The following is a 16,487-nucleotide window of genomic DNA, read 5'->3' as shown; positions in this document are numbered from 1 at the left end:
CCCCGGCGTGGCTGTGGACGCTGACGTACTGCTCGACTGGTTCTCCGCGCACGGCCGGGATCTCCCGTGGCGCGAGCCGAGCTGCTCGGCCTGGGGTGTCCTGGTCAGCGAAATCATGCTGCAGCAGACGCCGGTCGTCCGCGTGCTGCCCATCTGGCACGAGTGGATGGCGCGCTGGCCGGTGCCGTCGGCACTGGCGGCGTCGGCGCAGGGCGAAGTCGTGCGGGCGTGGGGCAAGCTCGGCTACCCGCGCCGGGCGCTGCGGCTGCACGAGGCCGCCGGCGTCATCGCGAAGGAGCACGGGGACGTCGTTCCGTCCGATGTGGACACCCTGCTCGCCCTGCCCGGGATCGGCGCCTACACGGCGCGGGCCGTCGCCGCGTTCGCCTACGGGCGGCGGGCGCCGGTGGTCGACACGAACGTCCGGCGAGTCGTCGCGCGGGCGGTGCACGGGGCCGGGGACGCCGGACCGGCGTCCAACACCCGGGACATGAACGACGTCGAGGCGCTGCTGCCGGCCGAGGACGCACCCGCCGCCCGGTTTTCGGCGGCGATCATGGAACTGGGTGCGCTGATCTGCACCGCGCGGGCGCCCAAGTGCGCGGACTGCCCGATCTACGACGAATGCGCGTGGCAGCTGGCGGGGCGCCCGGAGTACACCGGCCCGGCCAAGCCGGTGCAGCGGTACGCGGGCACCGACCGGTACGTCCGCGGGCGCCTGCTCGACGTATTGCGCGGCAGCGAAGGACCGGTCGAGAAGGCCCGCCTCGACCTGGTGTGGCACGACGGCGGGCAGCGCGACCGCTGCCTGGACTCCCTGCTGGTCGACGGCCTGCTGGAGCAGACCCGGGACGGCCTCTTCGCCCTACCGGGTGAACACTAACGCGCTACAACCAAAGTTGGTCAATAGTTGTCAATGGCGCGATGCGGAGTTACCGTTTTCCGCATGGTCACTGTTGACCGCCGGACCCTGCTGAAAGCGGGGGTGACCGCGACCGCGGCCGGCGCACTGGGGATGACGACCACCGGCACGGCCGCCGCGGCCGTGCCGACATCGACGATCCACCCGACCTCCGACTGGGGCGCCCGGCCGGCCAGCGGGACCATCGTGGTGGAGAACCACAAGCCGACGTACATCGTCGTGCACCACGCGGTCGACCCGCCGATGAACGACGACTTCTCGCTGGCCCGCGCGTACTACGTCTCGCGGTTCATCCAGAACCTGCACATGGACAAGAACGGCTGGATCGACAGCGGCCAGCAGTTCACGAACAGCCGCGGCGGGTTCATCACCGAGGGCAGGCACCGCAGCCTGGAGATCCTGCGCGGCGGCACGCAGCACGTGCAGGGCGCGAACGTCGGCAACCACAACAGCGAGGTCATCGGCATCGAGAACGAGGGCCTCTACAGCACGGTGGACGTCCCGCCGGCGCTGTGGAACTCGCTGGTCTCGCTGGTCGCCTACATCGCCCACCAGTACGGCATTTCGCCCGAATTCATCAAGGGCCACCGCGACTTCAACTCCACCGAATGCCCTGGTCAGGTGCTCTACAACCGGCTGCCCGAGCTGCGGACGGCCGTGGGGCAGGTCCTGGGGGTCGCGGTGGCGCGGGCGGAGGCCGAGTGGCCGCTGCTGAAGCCGGGTGACACGGGCCGGCGGGTCCAGCTGGCGCAGCAGTTCCTGCGCGCGTCCGGCTTCGGCGTCCCGACGGACGGGGTGTTCGGAAAGTCCACAAAGGACGCCGTGGCCGCTTTGTCCGTTCAGGCGGGCTTGGCCCGGGACACGTGCACCGCGACCAAGGTGACCGACGAGACGGGATTCCTCGGCGCGGACGTCTGGCCCCTGATCGTGCCCGCGGACCGGTCGGCGGCGGCCTGGCGGGCGGACCTCACCCGGGCTTGACCGGCCGACACGCGTGATAGAGAGGCCGACACGCGTGATCGGCAGGTCGACACGCGTGATTTGAGGGTCGACACGGCGGTACAACGGCGTGCGGCGTGTCGTCCCTCTGATCACGCGTGTCGTCCCTCTGATCACGCGTGTCGTCCCTTCAATCACGCGTGTCGACCCGGCAATCACGCGTGTCGACCCTTCAGCGGGCCAGGACCTGACTGAGGAACGCCTCCACCGCGCCTCGGTACGTCTCCGGGGCCTCGTCGTGGGGCAGGTGGGCCGAGCCCGGCACCACCAGGTGTTTCGCGCCCGGGACGCGGTCGGCGACGAGGGCCTGCTGGCCGGGTGGCATCGCCGTGTGCTCGCCCTCGACCAGCAGCAGCGGGCAGCGGATCGCCGCGACGACGTCCCAGTAGTCCCGGCGGCCCCATTCGGCGGCGATGACGTACAGGTCCTCGAGGTCCGCGACCAGGTGGAAGCCGTCGTCGCGCTCCTCGACGCAGTCGGTGAAGTACTCGCCGGCGTCGCCGAAGAACTCGCGGACGTGGTCGAGCGATCCGAAGGGCACCGGCCAGCTCTCGAAGTACCCGCGCCAGGCCTCGACGGTCCGGCCGCGCTGGTCCGGCGGGAAGTCCTCCGACACGACCGCGCGCACCAGCTCCGGGTGCCGCGCGGCGGTCGCCCAGGCGTGCAGGCCGCCCATCGAGTGCCCGATGAGCACCGCGGGGCCGGCATCGAGGTTCCGCAGCGCTTCGGCGACGTCGTCGGCGAAGCGCTCGGTCGTCCACGGCCCGACGCGCGGGGCGTTGCCGTGGCCGCGGGCGTCCAGGCCGTACACCGCGCCGTAGGGCCGAAGCCACTCCGCGACCCGCCACCACGTCCGCGCCCGGCCCATCAGACCGTGGAGCAGAACGATCGGCACACCGCTGCCGCCGAAACAGAGCACGCGGCCACCTAACCACAAAACCCCTGGTGCAGAACGTGACCAATCGATCGCAGTGCATCACCTATGGTGGTGGGTGTGCGCCGACGACTCACCGCCCTGGCTGTCTGCGCCGCGGTGGTGCTCGCCGCGGCGTGCGGCGGCGACGCCGTCACCGTGGCCGCCCCGCCGCCGCCGATGCACCCGGTACCGGGCGCGTCCGGCGCGGGCGATCCGTACTACCCGGACGACGGCAACGGCGGGTACGACGCGCTCGGCTACCAGGTCGACGTGAAGTACGACCCGCCGAGCGGGCACCTCGACGGCGACACGACGGTGACCGCGAAGGCGACCGAGGACCTGAGCCGGTTCGACCTCGACCTGCGCGGGCTGGACGTGCACAGCGTCGAGGTCGACGGCAAACCGGCGACGTTCCGCCGCGAGAAGGCGTTCGAACTGGTGGTCACCCCGCCGGCCCCGATCCGCGCCGGGACGACGTTCCGCACCCGCGTGCGCTACGGCGGCGACCCGGCCAAGACCCCGCGCACCGGCGGCAGCGAGAACGGCTGGCAGCACTCGGCCGACGGCGGCGCGTTCATGGTCGGCGAGCCGCACTCGGCGGCGTTCTGGTACCCGGTGAACGAAACCCCGCGCGACAAGGCGACCTTCACGCTCACCGCGCACGTCCCGGCCGGGTGGACTGTGGTGTCGAACGGTCGCGAAGGCCCGCCCGGCACCTGGACCGAGCCGAACCCGGTGGCGAGCTACCTGACGACGATCGCGATCGCCAAGTTCGGTGTCGACAGATCGACGTTGCCGGACGGCACCCCGGTGGTCTCGGCGTACGCGCCGGACGCCGAGGGCCGCCGCGCGATCGGCGCCCGCCTGCCGGAGGTGCTGGCCTTCCTGAGCAGCAAGTTCGGCCCGTACCCGCAGTCGGCGGCGGGCGGCATCTACCTGAACGAAAACGTCCCGTTCTCGCTCGAGACGCAGACGCGGCCCACGTACGCGAAGTGGGCCGACCTGCCGACGCTGGTCCACGAGAACGCCCACCAGTGGTTCGGCGACTCGGTTTCGGTGCGCAACTGGTCCGACGTCTGCCTGAACGAGTGCTTCGCGTCGTACTCGCAGTGGCTGTGGGCCGAGCGCGAGGGCCAGAACCTGGACGACCGCTACCGCGCGGCCATCGAGATCACCCACGGCAGCACGGACTTCTGGGCGCAGAAGCTGGTCGGCATGGGCCAGGGTCACGAGTTCGAGGGCGTCTACAACAAGGGCATCCTGGCGCTGCACGCCCTGCGCCGCGAAATCGGCGACCCGGCGTTCGCCCGGTTGCTGCACGAGTGGCCCGCCCGCTACCGCCACGGCAACGCGAACTGGGCCGACTTCGAGGCGATGGCGACGCGGGCCGGCGGCAAGGACCTGCGGGAGTTCTTCGACACGTGGTTCCGCGGCACGAAGCTCCCCGCGGACGCCGACCTGTTCCCCGGCTCACTGCGCAGCTGACCAGCGCCCCAATGTGGCCTTCGGTGCGTCTCACGCACCGAAGGCCACATTGGGGCGCTTGGGCCTCAACTAGGGTGGGAGGCATGAGTGTCGTGAAGATCAACGCGATCGAGGTTCCCGAGGGCGCCGGCCCCGAGCTGGAGAAGCGGTTCGCCGCGCGCATGCACTCCGTCGACGAGCAGCCCGGCTTCCTCGGCTTCGAGCTGCTCCGGCCGGTTTCCGGCGAGACGCGCTACTTCGTCTACACGAAGTGGGAGACCGAGGAGCACTACCAGGCGTGGGCGAAGGGCGGCCCGGCCGCCGCGGCGCACGCCGGCGAGCGCGCCAAGCCCGTCTCCACCGGGGCGAACCTGCTGGAGTTCGAGGTCGTCCTCGGTTCGCAGCCGGGTGCGTGACGACGCCGCGAAGCTCCTGGACGGCGCCGGCGCGCTGCTGATCTGCGCCGGCGCCGGCATGGGCGTCGACTCCGGGCTGCCGGACTTCCGCGGCGGCGAAGGCTTCTGGCGCGCTTACCCGCCGTATGCCCGGCTGGGGTTGCAGTTCGAAGAGCTCGCCGACCCGCGGCACTTCGCCGAGGATCCCGAGCTCGCCTGGGGTTTCTACGGTCACCGGCTGGAGCTCTACCGCCGGACCGTGCCGCACGACGGCTTCCGGCTGCTGCGCGAGTTCGGCGAGAAGCTGCCGCACGGCCTGCGCGTGTTCACGTCCAATGTGGACGGGCAGTTCCAGGCGGCGGGCTTCGCGTCCGTCGCCGAGGCGCACGGCTCGATCCACCACCTGCAGTGCCTCGCCGGGTGCACCGACGACATCTGGCCCGCGGACGTGGCAGTCGTCATCGACGAGGACACCATGCGCGCGGTGCCGCCGCTGCCGTCGTGCCCCCGCTGCGGCGGCCTCGCCCGGCCCAACATCCTGATGTTCGGCGACTACTCGTGGGTCCCGGACCGCAGCCAGGCCCAGCTGGACGAGCTGACGGCGTGGCGCCGGACGGCCCGGGACCTCGTCGTGGTGGAGCTGGGCGCGGGCCAGGCGGTCCCGACCGTCCGCCGCTACGCCGAGCTGGCGAGCGCGGCGACGGGCGCATTGATCCGCATCAACCCGCGGGAACCGCAGATCCGCCACGGCCGCGGCGTCTCGATCGCGGCCGGCGCCCTGGAAACGCTGAAGCGGTTCCTGCCGCGCTGATCACGGCAGCCGGACCTCGGCGAACACCGCCCGGTGATCGCTGCCGGGGACGTCGAACACGCGGTAGTCCAGCACCGCCGCGCGGTTGTCCACCGCCACGTGGTCGATCGTCACCACCGGCAGCGACGACGGCCACGTCGGGATCAGTCCCGCGCCGCGTTCCTCGCCCGCGTCGTGGTAGCCGCGGGCCAGGATCGTGCGGTAGGCCGCGTGGTCCAGCGTCGCGTTGAAGTCGCCGGCCAGGATGCGCAGGCCGTGCTCGCCCGCCGGCTGCGAAAGGTCCTTGATCTCGCGCTCCCACTGCGGCGTGTCGACGTCCGGGGAGATCGGGTGGACGGCGACGATCTCGGCCACCACGCCGTCGCCGAGGTCGGCCTCCGCGCCCGGCTGCTTGGCCGCCGAGTCGCCGGTCAGGTTGACCTCCTTCAGCGGGAAGCGCGAGACGATCCCCGAGCCGAACGCCCCGGGCGCGGGGTGCAGCACCCGGTACGGCAGCGTCTCGAACAGCCCCGCCGCGGTGAGCCCGTCGACCACCCGCGGGGTCATCTCGACCAGGTTCAGCACGTCGATCCGCTGCGTGCGCACCAGGTCGACGACGGCCTTCGGGTCCGCCTGGCCGTAGAGCAGGTTCGACGAGAGCACCCGCAGGGTCTTGCCGTGCAGGTCGCGCTGCTCGCTCACCGACATCCGCGGGAGGACGAGGAGGGTCAGCGCGAGCGCCAGCACCAGGGCGACCCCGCCGGTCCACCACCGCCGCAACGCCAGCGCGAGGCCGCCGAGCAGCACGCCCGCGGCCGCCGCGTACGGCGTCAGCGACAGCGCGACGAGCGTGTACCAGCCGCCGTCGTACCCGACCAGGCGCAGGGCCGCCAGCACGGCCAGCGGCACCACCAGCACCGCAACCAGGCCCGTGACCAGCGGTTTCTTCCGCCGCAACCGCGTCCGTTCCGCAACCACCATGCTGCCGAGTATGCCGAGGCCGGCGCCGGGCGGCGCGGGCGGCGACAACTCCTCCACAAGATCTCCACCAGCGCCTGCCAGCCGCTGCCAGCGCGCTGTGCGCGGGCTACCAGCGCGGCCGTCCAGAGTGGCTCCCACAGCGACAGTGAAGGAGGACGCCCATGTCGCACGCAATCCAAGCCGAGGGCCTGGTCAAGCGGTTCGGGGAGACGAAGGCGCTGGACGGGGTGGACCTCGAAGTCCCGTTCGGGCAGGTCGTGGGGGTGCTCGGGCCGAACGGCGCCGGCAAGACGACCGCCGTCCGAATCCTGGCGACCCTGATGAAACCGGACGCCGGCAGAGCCACGGTCGGCGGCTACGACGTGGTCGCCGACCCGGTCCGCGTCCGCGGCATGATCGGGCTGACCGGGCAGTACGCGTCGGTGGACGAGGACCTGAACGGCATCGAGAACCTGGTCCTGATCGGCCGGTTGTACGGCTACTCGCGCGGCGACTCGAAAGCCCGCGCCACCGAGCTGATCGACCGGTTCGAGCTGACCAAGGCGGCCAAGCGGCCGATCCGCACCTACTCGGGCGGCATGCGGCGGCGGCTGGACCTGGCGGCCAGCCTCGTCGGCCGGCCCGAGGTGCTCTACCTCGACGAGCCGACCACCGGCCTCGACCCGCACGCCCGCAACGAGGTCTGGGACGTCGTCCGCGGCCTCGTCGCCGAGGGCGCCACGGTGCTGCTGACCACGCAGTACCTGGAGGAGGCCGACCAATTGGCCGACAAGATCACCGTGTTCGACCACGGCCGGGTCGTCGCCGACGGCCGGGCGGACGAGCTCAAGCGCCGCGTCGGCGGGCAGACGCTGCAGGTCCGCCCGACCCAGCTGTCCGACATGGACGCCGCCGGCCGGATCCTCGGTGACCTCTCCGGCGTCCGGCCGACGCGCGACGACGCGACCGGCCTGCTCACCGCGCCGGTCAACGACCCGGTGCTGCTGTCCACCCTGGTCCGCAAGCTGGACGAGGCCGGGATCACCGCGGACGAGCTGGCGCTGCGGCTGCCCAGCCTCGACGAGGTGTTCCTCGCACTGACCGGGCACACCGCCGAAGAGCCCAGTGAAGAGCCCACTGAAGACAAGACCCTGGAAGGGAGCCTGGCATGACGACGCTGGCCCTCGACCGCCCGGCCCCGCCGCGGCACATCAGTCCCGGCAAGGGGCTCCAGCACGCGCTTTCGCTGGCCTGGCGCGGCATCCTGAAGATCCGCAAGAACCCCGAGCAGCTCGCCGACGTCACCTTGATGCCGATCGTCTTCCTGGTGATCTTCGTCTACCTGTTCGGCGGCGCGCTGTCCGGCTCGACCGACGCCTACCTGCAGATGGTCGTGCCCGGCATCATCGTGATGAACATCCTGCAGGCCTGCCTGACCGTCGGCGTGCAGCTCAACACCGACGTCACCAAGGGCGTGTTCGACCGGTTCCGCAGCATGCCGATCGCCCGCTCGGCCCCGCTGATCGGCGCGGTGCTCGCCGACGTCGTGCGGTACGTGGTGTGCCTGACCGTGCTGATGGTCGTGGCGACGATCATGGGCTACCGGATCGCGACCAGCCCGGGCGAGTTCGCGGTGGCGATCCTGCTCGCGCTGGCGTTCGGGCTGAGCTTCTGCTGGGGCTCGGTCTTCGTCGGCATGCTGATGAAGACGCCGGGCTCGGCGCAGGCGCTGATGTTCGTCTTCATCATGCCGCTGACGTTCGGCAGCAACGTGTTCGTGCAGACGTCCACCATGCCGGGCTGGCTGCGGGCGTGGGCGGACATCAGCCCGGTCAGCCTGATGGCGAACGCCCTGCGCGGCCTGATGAACGGCGGCGCGGTGGCCGGTCCGCTGACCGGGGCGCTGGCCTGGATGGCCGGCGCCGTCGTCGTGTTCTTCCCGCTGGCCACCTGGGCCTACCGCCGGCGGGTCTGAGAAGGCGCACACACGGGGGTGAGTAGCGCCAGGGGAAGCCGGAGGGGACGGTCGCGGGGGCGGCCGTCCCCTCCGGCGTGCGCTAACCCAGCTCGGCCAGCAGCCAGCCGATGACATCCTTTTTGGACTGGCGGCGGACGTCACCGTGGATGGTGTCGTAGTCCGGCAGCACCGTGCGGAGCTCGGCGATGAGTGCTCGGACCTCGGGGCTGCCGAGGTCGAGCCGCCCGCGCACGACGGCCGACGCGGCGAGGACCCGCGCTGCCCGCTCGTACCGGCCCTGCCGCGCGCGGATCATCGCGAGCAGTTCCACCGCGCCCGCCATGTCCGGCATGTCCCCGCGCTGGTTCGTCGCCCGGATGGAGAGGGCGATGTGCGGTTCCGCCTCGTCGGGGCGGTCCTGGGCCAGCAGGATCCGCGCCTCGAAGGCGTGGATCCACTCGTCGCCGATCCCGCCAGGGAACCAGTCTTCGCCGCCGAGCGTGGCGACCCGGTCGAGCAGTGCCCGCGCTTCGGCCACCTCGCCCGTGCGCAGCAGCAGCTCGAGCCGGCCGAACATCAGGACGGCGCGCTGCTGCGGGTTCGTGATCTCCCGGCCGTAGCGCTCGGCCGCCTCCTGATCGCGCCAGGCTCCGGCGAAGTCCCCGGCCCGCGCCCGCTCCACGGCCAGCCGCCACCAGTGCTGCACGGCGTCCTCGTGCGACCGCAGCTCCATCGAAAGCGCCAGGCCCCGCTGGTAGGTCTCGATCGCTTTCGCGCTCTCGCCGTCCTGGGACAACGCGAAACCCTTGAAGCTCAGCGTCATCGCGATGCCCCAGCGGTCGCCGACCGCCTCGAACCCGGCGTGGGCCTGGTCGCGCGCACGGTCCGCGCCCTCGACGTCACCGGCGTCGTCGAGCAGGAAGCTGTCCACCCAGTACCCGCCCGCGCGGGTCCACGGATCGGCGTGCTGCTGGGCGCGGCGCACCTCCCGGACCGCGACTTCGCGGTCGCCGCCCAGGAAGGCCAGCATCGGCAGCGCCACCGCGAGGCCGGGGTAGTGGTCCACCGCACCGGTGCGGACGCAGTCGTCGACCAGCGCCACGATCTCGGTCCGCTCCGAGCGCACCGGGATCTCGTCCATGAGGTAGACGAGCGCCCGGTAGGCGGCCGAGACCGGCTCGGGCAGGCGATCACCGAACGCCAGGGTGTCGCGGATCAGGCTGCCGACCCGGCCGCCCTGGCCCAGGATCGTGAAGTACCAGAACATCCCGTCCAGCAACGCGACCGCGTTGTCCACATCGGACATCTCGATCGCGCCGCGCAGGGCCGCGATCATGTTCGCGTTCTCGGCTTCGAACGCGTCGATCGCGGCCAGCTGGTCGGCGGTGCGCAGCGTCGGCTCCAGCCGCTGGGCGAACTCGGCGTAGTAGGCCGCCACGACCCGGCGCGTCCGGTCGTGCTCACCCGACTCCACCAGCCGCTCGGTCGCGTACGCGCGCAGCGTCTCCAGCATCCGGTACCGCGGCTCACCGCCGGTGTCCACAGTGTCCACTGTGTCCACTATCGACTTTTCGACCAGGCTGCCGAGCACGTACGGCACGTCGGCGGCGGGCAGCAGCTCGTCGGCGCACACGGCTTCGATGGAGGCCAGCTCGGCCCCGCCGGCGAACACCGCGAAGCGCCGGGCCAGCACCAGTTCCGGCTCGGTCAGCAGTTCCCAGCTCCACTCGACGACCGCGCGCAGGGTGCGCTGCCGCGGCAGCGCCGTCCGGCTGCCCGAGGTGAGCAGGCGGAACCGGTCGCCGAGGCGGGCGGCGATCTGGGCCACGGTCATCGACCGCAGGCGCGCCGCGGCCAGCTCCAGCGCCAGCGGCATCCCGTCGAGCCGGCGGCAGATCTCCCCGACCTGGTCCACAGTGGACTCGTCGAGCAGGAAGTCCGGCCGCACCGCGGCCGCCCGGTCGAGGAACAGCCGCGTCGAGTCGAGCTCGGCGGCCTCCGCGGGTGCGGCGCGTTCGGCGGGCACCGGCAGCGGACCCAGCGGGCACAGCGCCTCCCCGGTGATCGCCAGCGGTTCGCGGCTGGTGGCCAGGATCCGCAGCTTCGGCGCCCGGTGCAGCAGCTCGTCGGCCAGCCGCGCGGCGGCGTCGACGACGTGCTCGCAGTTGTCCAGCACCAGCAGCGCTTCCTCGCCGCCGAGCACCTCGACCGCCTGTTCCACCGGGCCCTGCTGGCGGCGGTTGATTTCGGTCTCCGTGCGTATCTCCCGGACTTCGAGCGCGCCCAGCAGCGCACCGGGGACGTCCTCGGGGTCACGGACACCGGCGAGCGCGGCGAACCAGACCCGGCCCCGCTGGTGCGCGGGGTGCCGCGACGCCGCTTCGGTGGCCAGCCGGGTCTTGCCCGCCCCGCCCGGCCCGGCCAGGGTGACCAGCCGGGCGCCGGCCAGCAGCTCGGCCAGCAGCTTGAGCTCGTCGTCGCGGCCGACGAACGTGGTCAGCCGGGTCGGCAGCCGGTCGGCCACCGGCGACGGCGGCGCGAACTCGCCGCGCAGTGCGGCGAGGTGGATCTCCTGCAGCTCGGCCGAGGGGTCGACGCCGAGCTGGTCGGCCAGCGTGCGGCGGATCCCGGTGTAGACGGCCAGCGCTTCCGACTGCCGCCCGGCCGCGCACAGCGCGCGGATCCGCAGCCCCGCGAGCCGCTCGCGCAGCGGGTCGGCGTCGGCCGCCGCGGTCAGGTCGGCCAGCACCCCGGCGTGCCTGCCCAGCCGGATCAGGGCCTCGAACCGGTCCTCGGCCGCCTCGGTGCGCAGCTCGGTGAGCCGCCGGGCCGGCGCCGGGGCGAACGGCGCGTCGAGGACGTCGGCGAGCGCGGCGCCCTGCCACAGCGCGAGAGCCTCGGTGAGCAGGTCGGCGGCGCGGGCGTCGTGGCCTGCGGCCAGCTCGCGGCGACCCTCGGCGGCGAGCCGTTCGAACCGCTCGGCGTCGACGTCGGCGGCCGCCACCGCGAGCCGGTAGCCGCCCGGACCGGACTCGACGGCCACCGGAAGCACCTTCCGCAGCCGCGAGACCAGCGACTGCAGGGCGTTGGCCGCGTCGGACGGCGGCCCGGCGCCCCAGAGGCCGTCCACCAGCACGTCGGCGGGAACCGCGCGCCCGGCGTCCAGCGCGAGCCTGGCCAGGAGCATGCGGAGGCGGGCGCCGCCGATGTCGATCGGCGTGCCGTCGTCTTCCGCCGCCCGCAGCGGGCCCAGCAGCGCAACGCGCATGCGTCCAGCTTTCCAGACGCACGCCCGCCGCCGGGGCGGGCCGACGTAAGTGCTGATTATCCGGACAAAAAAGACGAGACCGGCAGGGTCACCCGTTCGTGGCGATACGTTGCCGGCGAGGTCCACCGACACGGACAGGAGCGTTCATGAGGGGACAGAAACCGGTCGTGGTGGCGGCCGCCGTGGTCGCCAGTCTCTGCCTCGGCACCGGCGTCGCCGCGGCGGGCGACGGCCGGGGCCCGGCCAAGCCCGGCAGCGACGGCGCGGGCGACAGCTACTACCCGCAGGACGGCAACGGCGGCTACGACGTCGCCGACTACAACCTCAAGGTGGGCTACGACCCGGCGGCGCACCAGCTCACCGGCGTCCAGGACATCTCCGCCCGGGCCACGCAGTCGCTGAGCTCGTTCGACCTCGACCTGCACGGCCTGACCGTCGACTCGGTGCAGGTGGACGGCCGGGCCGCGGGATTCGGCCGGACCGGGGACCACGAACTCGTCATCACGCCGTCGCGGCCGCTGTGGCGGGGCCAGAGCTTCCACGTCAAGATCGCCTACCACGGCGTGCCGGCACCGATCAGCGACCCGTCGCTCGGCGACAACGGCTGGCAGTACGCCAAGGCGGGCGGCGCGTTCGTCGCCGGTGAGCCGAAGTCGGCCACCACCTGGTACCCGGTCAACGACACCCCGCTCGACAAGGCCACGTTCCACCTGGCCATCACCGTGCCCGACGAGTGGGGCGTGATCGCCAACGGCCGCGAACGCGGCTCGGCCAAGGCTCCGGGCGGCACCACGCACTTCTGGGCCGAAGAGACGCCGATCGTCCCGTACATGACGACGGTGGCGATCGACAAGTGGACCTTCGACCGCCAGCGGCGCAAGGACGGCACACCGGTCGTCAGCGCGTTCGCCCCCGGCGTCCCCGACTCGACGAAACAGGCCGAGGCGCGGCTGCCGGAGATCCTCGACTTCCTGGAGTCGAAGTTCGGCCCGTACCCGATCGACGCGGCCGGCGGCATCTTCCTCAACGAGGAGATCGGCTTCTCGCTGGAGACGATGAGCCGCCCGATCTACTCCGCGGGCTGGGCCGGCACGGTGCCGACGATCGTCCACGAAAACGCCCACCAGTGGTACGGCGACTCGGTGGCGGTCGCGCACTGGCGGGACGTCTGCCTCAACGAGTGCTTCGCCTCCTACGCCGAGTGGCTCTGGGACGAGGCCAAGGAAGGCGTCGACCTGGACAAGCAGTACGCCGACGACGTCAAGAAGGCCTCGGCGCGGTTCTGGGACGGCAAGCTCTACGACATGGGCGCGGGCAACGAGTTCACGTACGTGTACTCGAAGGGTCCGCTGATGCTGCACGCCCTGCGCCACTACATCGGGCAGCCGGCGTTCGACTTCGTGCTCAAGACGTGGCCGTCGCTGCACCGGGACGGGAACGCGAGCATGCCGGAGTTCCAGCGGTTCACCGAACTCGTCGCGCACCGGAACCTCCAGGGCTTCTTCGACGCCTGGGTGTACGGCACCGGCAAGCCGGCCGACCAGTACCTCTTCCCCGGCGGCCTGAAGCCCGCCGCCTGAACGCGGTCGTCGAGGCCACCCCGCGGACGTAGGGTGGCCTCGACGCATTCGCATCGGGAGGGCGCATGACGACGGTGCTGATGACGGGGTTCGCGCCGTTCGGCGGCGAGGCGGTGAACCCGTCGTGGCAGGCGGTTTCGCGGGTGGCCGCGCGCCGGGACGACGTCGCGGCGGTGGAGCTGCCGTGCGAGTTCGCGGCGTCACTGCCCGCGCTGCGGCGGGCTCTCGAGGAGCACCGGCCGTCGCTGGTGGTCTGCACCGGCCAGGCGGGCGGCCGAGCCGGCGTGACACCCGAGCGGGTGGCGATCAACCTGATCGACGCCCGCATCCCGGACAACGCGGGCGCGCAGCCGATCGACGTCCCGGTGGTCCCGGACGGCCCGGCGGCCTACTTCACGACGCTGCCGGTGAAGGCGGGCGTGGCGGCGATCCGCGCGACCGGCGTCCCGGCGTCGGTCTCCCACACCGCCGGGACGTACGTGTGCAACCAGGTGTTCTACGGCCTGATGCACCTGCTGGCCACGGAATTCCCGGGCCTCCGCGGCGGTTTCGTGCACGTGCCGTTCAGCCCGGACCAGGTCGCGGCTTCGGGCAAGCCGGAACCCTCGTTGAGCGTGGACTGCATCGCCGGCGCGCTGGAAGCGCTGGTGGACACGGCGTTGCGGGTCACCGAGGACTTGGCGGTCCCCGCGGGCGCGGAGCATTGACCACGCAGCGGAGCGACCCACGGGTACTCGCCGCCGTGGGAACGCTGGGCGCGCTCCTCGGCGCCGGCACCGGCGTTTTCTGGGTCGCCATGGGCGGCCGCTACCACCACGTGTGCGATGGCGGCGAAGAAACGTGCGGGCTCGGCGTGGTGCTCCTCGGCCTGGTCGTCTTCTTCGCGACCGCCGCCGGATCGGCGCTGCTCACGCTGCTCGCGGTGAAGATGACCCGGATGTCGCGGAAAGCGCCGATCGTGCTGACCGCATTGCTGGCCCCCGCGGCGCTGGTGATCGTCTACAACATCAGCGGGGCCATCGGCGCCTTCCGGATCCTGCTGCTGGCCGCCGTCTCCGCACTCCTGCACATCCTCGTGGCCACGGCCGCCCGGATCCGCGTCCGCTGACCGCCGCAGCTGGTGAGCTCGACGAACGCCGCCGGACCCGGAACGTTGTGATGAACCGTCAGATCCGCGACGCGGGTCGCCGCCCCCGGCCGGCGTGAACGGCAGCGCGCTCGCGCTGACGCTGCAGACCGCCACCACGCCAGGTCGCCGCCGTGTGCACAGGTGTCGTACCGCACGTGACCGACTCCGGGACGATCACCCGCGGTTCCGCGGCCACCGGCACCTCGGGGAACTCGCCGGGCGCCCGCACCCGCGGTTCCGGCCGCCGAGCCGGGCGGGAAGGTGCCGAAGGACCGGTCGGCGGACACCCGGCCGAGGCGCCGCCCGGGCCGGCCGCCGACGACTGGTACGGCCGCGGCATGCGGCTCCACCGGGCCTGGTGAGTCAGGCCGGCTTGATTTCGCGGGTGAAACCGGCGATCAGCTCCTCGAGGCGGTGGGGTTCCTCCGTGAGGTAGATCGCGGCCACCCGGCGCTCGTGCACGCCGAAAAGCACGATCGACGACTTCTTGCCGGCACTGGCGAGGTACTCACCGTGCAGCCCGCCGCCGTCCCAGGTGCCGCGGCCGACGGCGCTGCCGGGGGACGCCGGCTTCGCGTTCACCTCGATGTATTCGGTGGTCAAGCCTTGGAAGTATCGGACGCTGCCGCCCGTGAAGTCGCAGACGACCGAGAGCTGACCGCCCAGTAGCTGGGCGAAGTGGTCGCTTTCCTTGCAGGTGCCCCGGTCCGCGACCGACCCGGCCAGCAGGCGCAGGCACGGGGTGAACCCGGCCCGGTCGCGCTGCGCCGTCTGCGTGCAGTCCGCTGCGACCCGCGCGGCCTGGTCGCGGAGGACGAAGACGACCACCGTAGCCACGACGGCGGCGACCAAGAGCACGGCGAGCGCGAGGAACCACGGCTTGGGTTTCCGGCGCGGTTCCGGCGGTGGAGGAGCCGGCTGCCAGGGTTGCGGCCGCGGCGGCCGCACCGGCGGGGGGACGGGCGCGAAGGCGGGCACGGTCAGGTCGGAGGCGTCGAGCGGCACGTGGTGCAGCCCGAACGCGACGGCCGTCTCGGGCTGGTCCTGCGTGGTCGGCGTGACGCCGAGCTGCCGTCCCAGGAGAGCGGCCAGCAGCGGCATCCGGCTCGGCCCGCCGACGAGGTAGACGCCGCCGAGCTGCGCGGGGGTCAGCCCGGCGCGAGCGATCGTGGCGGCGAGCAGTTCGGCACTGCGCAGCAGGCTGGGCCGCACGAGCGCCTCGAGTTCGTCCCGGCTGACCAGGACGTCCCCGAACGGCTCGGGCAGCGGCACGTGGGTCTGCGCGTGCCGCGAAAGGCTTTCCTTGGCGTCGCGGACGTCCTGCAGCAGCGCCCGCCGCGTCCGGCGGTCGGCGGTGGTCTGCGGGCGCAGGAGGCGTTGCCACTGCGCCGGATCGGCGTGCGAGACCGAGCGGCCGATGTGGACGAGCAGGGCCTGGTCGATGTCGAGGCTGCCGAGGTCGGGCAGGCCGTCCTCGGCGAGCACGGTGAACCCCTGCCGGGTGACCCCGACGACGGCGCAGTCGAAGGTGCCGGCCCCGAGGTCGTAGACCCCGATGGGGCCCGGGGTCCGGCTGCCCAGGCTGGCGTAGTGCGCGGCGGCGGCCACGGGTTCGGGGACGAGCCGGACCTCGGCGAGCCGGGCTTTCGCGGCGGCGTCCCGCAGGACGTCCTGCCGCGGGGCACCCCAGCCGGCGGGGTGCGAGATCCGGGTCTGCGCGGGCGGCCGTCCGAGCTGCCGTTCGGCCTCCTCCCCGACCCGGCGCAGGACGGCGGCGAAGGCGTCTTCGATGCCGACCTCGGTGTCCCCGAGCCGGATCGTGCCCTCGTCGATCCGCCGCTTGGGGTGGGGTTCGAACCGGCTGGGATCGAGCCGCGCCCGCCGTTCGGCGTCCTGCCCGACGACGAGCAGGCCATCGTCGTTGAGGTAGACGGCGGAGGACACGGTGACGGACCCATCGACCTCGACGGCCCGCGCCCCGCGTCCGAAGGCGGCGAGGACGGCGACGGTGCTGGAGGTGCCGAAGTCGATCGCCAGCACGTCCACGCGGATTCCCCTCCCAAGGTCCGCGGGCATCGTCTCACGCCCGGAAAGCCGAAGGGCGGCT

At 72.5% G+C, this 16,487-nt stretch carries 15 protein-coding genes; 11 read left to right on the top strand and 4 right to left on the bottom strand.

Translation table 11 applies throughout. From position 1 onward, the window contains the following. The first annotated feature begins 7 nt into the window (after positions 1-7). Complete coding sequence (locus ACLJOU_RS06065; protein WP_410563932.1) at positions 8-883, top strand: A/G-specific adenine glycosylase; 876 nt, start codon at positions 8-10, stop codon at positions 881-883. A 63-nt stretch (positions 884-946) separates the two neighbouring features. Next, on the top strand, positions 947-1,903 hold the full coding sequence (locus tag ACLJOU_RS06060; RefSeq protein WP_410563931.1) for an N-acetylmuramoyl-L-alanine amidase: 957 nt from the start codon (positions 947-949) through the stop codon (positions 1,901-1,903). A 190-nt stretch (positions 1,904-2,093) separates the two neighbouring features. Here the strand turns inward: ACLJOU_RS06060 and ACLJOU_RS06055 are convergent, their stop codons facing one another. Next, the gene (locus ACLJOU_RS06055; protein ID WP_410563930.1) at positions 2,094-2,840 is read right to left on the bottom strand and encodes an alpha/beta fold hydrolase; all 747 of its coding nucleotides are present in this window, start codon (positions 2,838-2,840) and stop codon (positions 2,094-2,096) included. Between the two features lie 75 nt (positions 2,841-2,915). Here ACLJOU_RS06055 and ACLJOU_RS06050 point away from each other — a divergent pair, with 75 nt between their 5' ends. The 3 genes from ACLJOU_RS06050 to ACLJOU_RS06040 all read left to right on the top strand — a co-directional run bounded on the left by ACLJOU_RS06050 (position 2,916) and on the right by ACLJOU_RS06040 (position 5,507). Beyond that, positions 2,916-4,322, top strand: coding sequence for a M1 family metallopeptidase (locus tag ACLJOU_RS06050; protein ID WP_410563928.1), 1,407 nt, complete (start codon positions 2,916-2,918; stop codon positions 4,320-4,322). 83 nt (positions 4,323-4,405) lie between these two features. Continuing rightward, positions 4,406-4,717 (top strand): antibiotic biosynthesis monooxygenase family protein, encoded by a 312-nt coding sequence (locus ACLJOU_RS06045; protein ID WP_410563926.1) that lies wholly within the window; start codon positions 4,406-4,408, stop codon positions 4,715-4,717. After that, entirely contained in the window at positions 4,710-5,507 is a 798-nt protein-coding gene (locus tag ACLJOU_RS06040) for an SIR2 family NAD-dependent protein deacylase (RefSeq protein ID WP_410563925.1), read from the top strand. The genes ACLJOU_RS06045 and ACLJOU_RS06040 overlap by 8 nt, the downstream gene beginning before the upstream one ends. On the opposite strand, the gene ACLJOU_RS06035 is transcribed toward ACLJOU_RS06040, so the two are convergent. Then, positions 5,508-6,524, bottom strand: a complete 1,017-nt coding sequence (locus ACLJOU_RS06035) for an endonuclease/exonuclease/phosphatase family protein (protein WP_410563923.1) — start codon at positions 6,522-6,524, stop codon at positions 5,508-5,510. A gap of 104 nt (positions 6,525-6,628) precedes the next feature. Between ACLJOU_RS06035 and ACLJOU_RS06030 the strand changes: the two genes are divergently transcribed. Then, complete coding sequence (locus ACLJOU_RS06030) at positions 6,629-7,618, top strand: ATP-binding cassette domain-containing protein (protein ID WP_410563921.1); 990 nt, start codon at positions 6,629-6,631, stop codon at positions 7,616-7,618. Beyond that, complete coding sequence (locus ACLJOU_RS06025; RefSeq protein WP_410563919.1) at positions 7,615-8,421, top strand: ABC transporter permease; 807 nt, start codon at positions 7,615-7,617, stop codon at positions 8,419-8,421. The genes ACLJOU_RS06030 and ACLJOU_RS06025 overlap by 4 nt, the downstream gene beginning before the upstream one ends. Before the next feature lie 82 nt (positions 8,422-8,503). On the opposite strand, the gene ACLJOU_RS06020 is transcribed toward ACLJOU_RS06025, so the two are convergent. Continuing rightward, positions 8,504-11,671 carry a BTAD domain-containing putative transcriptional regulator gene (locus tag ACLJOU_RS06020; RefSeq protein WP_410563916.1) on the bottom strand — a complete coding sequence of 1,056 codons (3,168 nt, stop codon included), beginning with the start codon at positions 11,669-11,671 and terminating at the stop codon, positions 8,504-8,506. Between the two features lie 146 nt (positions 11,672-11,817). On the opposite strand from ACLJOU_RS06020, the gene ACLJOU_RS06015 reads away from it, so the two are divergent. From ACLJOU_RS06015 to ACLJOU_RS06000, 4 genes are all read left to right on the top strand, one after another. Continuing rightward, the gene (locus ACLJOU_RS06015) at positions 11,818-13,251 is read left to right on the top strand and encodes a M1 family metallopeptidase (RefSeq protein WP_410563915.1); all 1,434 of its coding nucleotides are present in this window, start codon (positions 11,818-11,820) and stop codon (positions 13,249-13,251) included. Positions 13,252-13,316: 65 nt separating this feature from the next. Further along, on the top strand, positions 13,317-13,958 hold the full coding sequence (pcp, locus tag ACLJOU_RS06010) for a pyroglutamyl-peptidase I (protein ID WP_410563912.1): 642 nt from the start codon (positions 13,317-13,319) through the stop codon (positions 13,956-13,958). Further along, the gene (locus ACLJOU_RS06005) at positions 13,955-14,359 is read left to right on the top strand and encodes a hypothetical protein (protein ID WP_410563911.1); all 405 of its coding nucleotides are present in this window, start codon (positions 13,955-13,957) and stop codon (positions 14,357-14,359) included. Before pcp ends, ACLJOU_RS06005 begins: the two co-directional genes overlap by 4 nt. 176 nt (positions 14,360-14,535) lie before the next feature. Further along, positions 14,536-14,742 carry a hypothetical protein gene (locus tag ACLJOU_RS06000; protein ID WP_410563910.1) on the top strand — a complete coding sequence of 69 codons (207 nt, stop codon included), beginning with the start codon at positions 14,536-14,538 and terminating at the stop codon, positions 14,740-14,742. Between the two features lies 1 nt (position 14,743). Here ACLJOU_RS06000 and ACLJOU_RS05995 read toward each other — a convergent pair whose 3' ends face one another. Continuing rightward, on the bottom strand, positions 14,744-16,426 hold the full coding sequence (locus tag ACLJOU_RS05995) for an Hsp70 family protein (protein ID WP_410563909.1): 1,683 nt from the start codon (positions 16,424-16,426) through the stop codon (positions 14,744-14,746). Positions 16,427-16,487: the final 61 nt, after the last annotated feature.

Source organism: Amycolatopsis sp. cmx-4-61 (assembly GCF_046548775.1).
GTDB lineage: Bacteria > Actinomycetota > Actinomycetes > Mycobacteriales > Pseudonocardiaceae > Amycolatopsis.
The sequence above is the reverse complement of the archived record's forward strand: the minus strand, read 5'-3'. Positions and strand labels throughout refer to the sequence as shown.

What these genes read in the sequence shown, in the direction of transcription:
- ACLJOU_RS06015 (WP_410563915.1), top strand. Translation starts at nt 11,818, where the DNA reads ATGAGGGGACAGAAACCGGTCGTGGTGGCGGCCGCCGTGGTCGCCAGT.
- ACLJOU_RS06045 (WP_410563926.1), top strand. Translation starts at nt 4,406, where the DNA reads ATGAGTGTCGTGAAGATCAACGCGATCGAGGTTCCCGAGGGCGCCGGC.
- ACLJOU_RS06060 (WP_410563931.1), top strand. Translation starts at nt 947, where the DNA reads ATGGTCACTGTTGACCGCCGGACCCTGCTGAAAGCGGGGGTGACCGCG.
- ACLJOU_RS06030 (WP_410563921.1), top strand. Translation starts at nt 6,629, where the DNA reads ATGTCGCACGCAATCCAAGCCGAGGGCCTGGTCAAGCGGTTCGGGGAG.
- ACLJOU_RS06025 (WP_410563919.1), top strand. Translation starts at nt 7,615, where the DNA reads ATGACGACGCTGGCCCTCGACCGCCCGGCCCCGCCGCGGCACATCAGT.
- pcp (WP_410563912.1), top strand. Translation starts at nt 13,317, where the DNA reads ATGACGACGGTGCTGATGACGGGGTTCGCGCCGTTCGGCGGCGAGGCG.
- ACLJOU_RS06020 (WP_410563916.1), bottom strand. Translation starts at nt 11,671, where the DNA reads ATGCGCGTTGCGCTGCTGGGCCCGCTGCGGGCGGCGGAAGACGACGGC.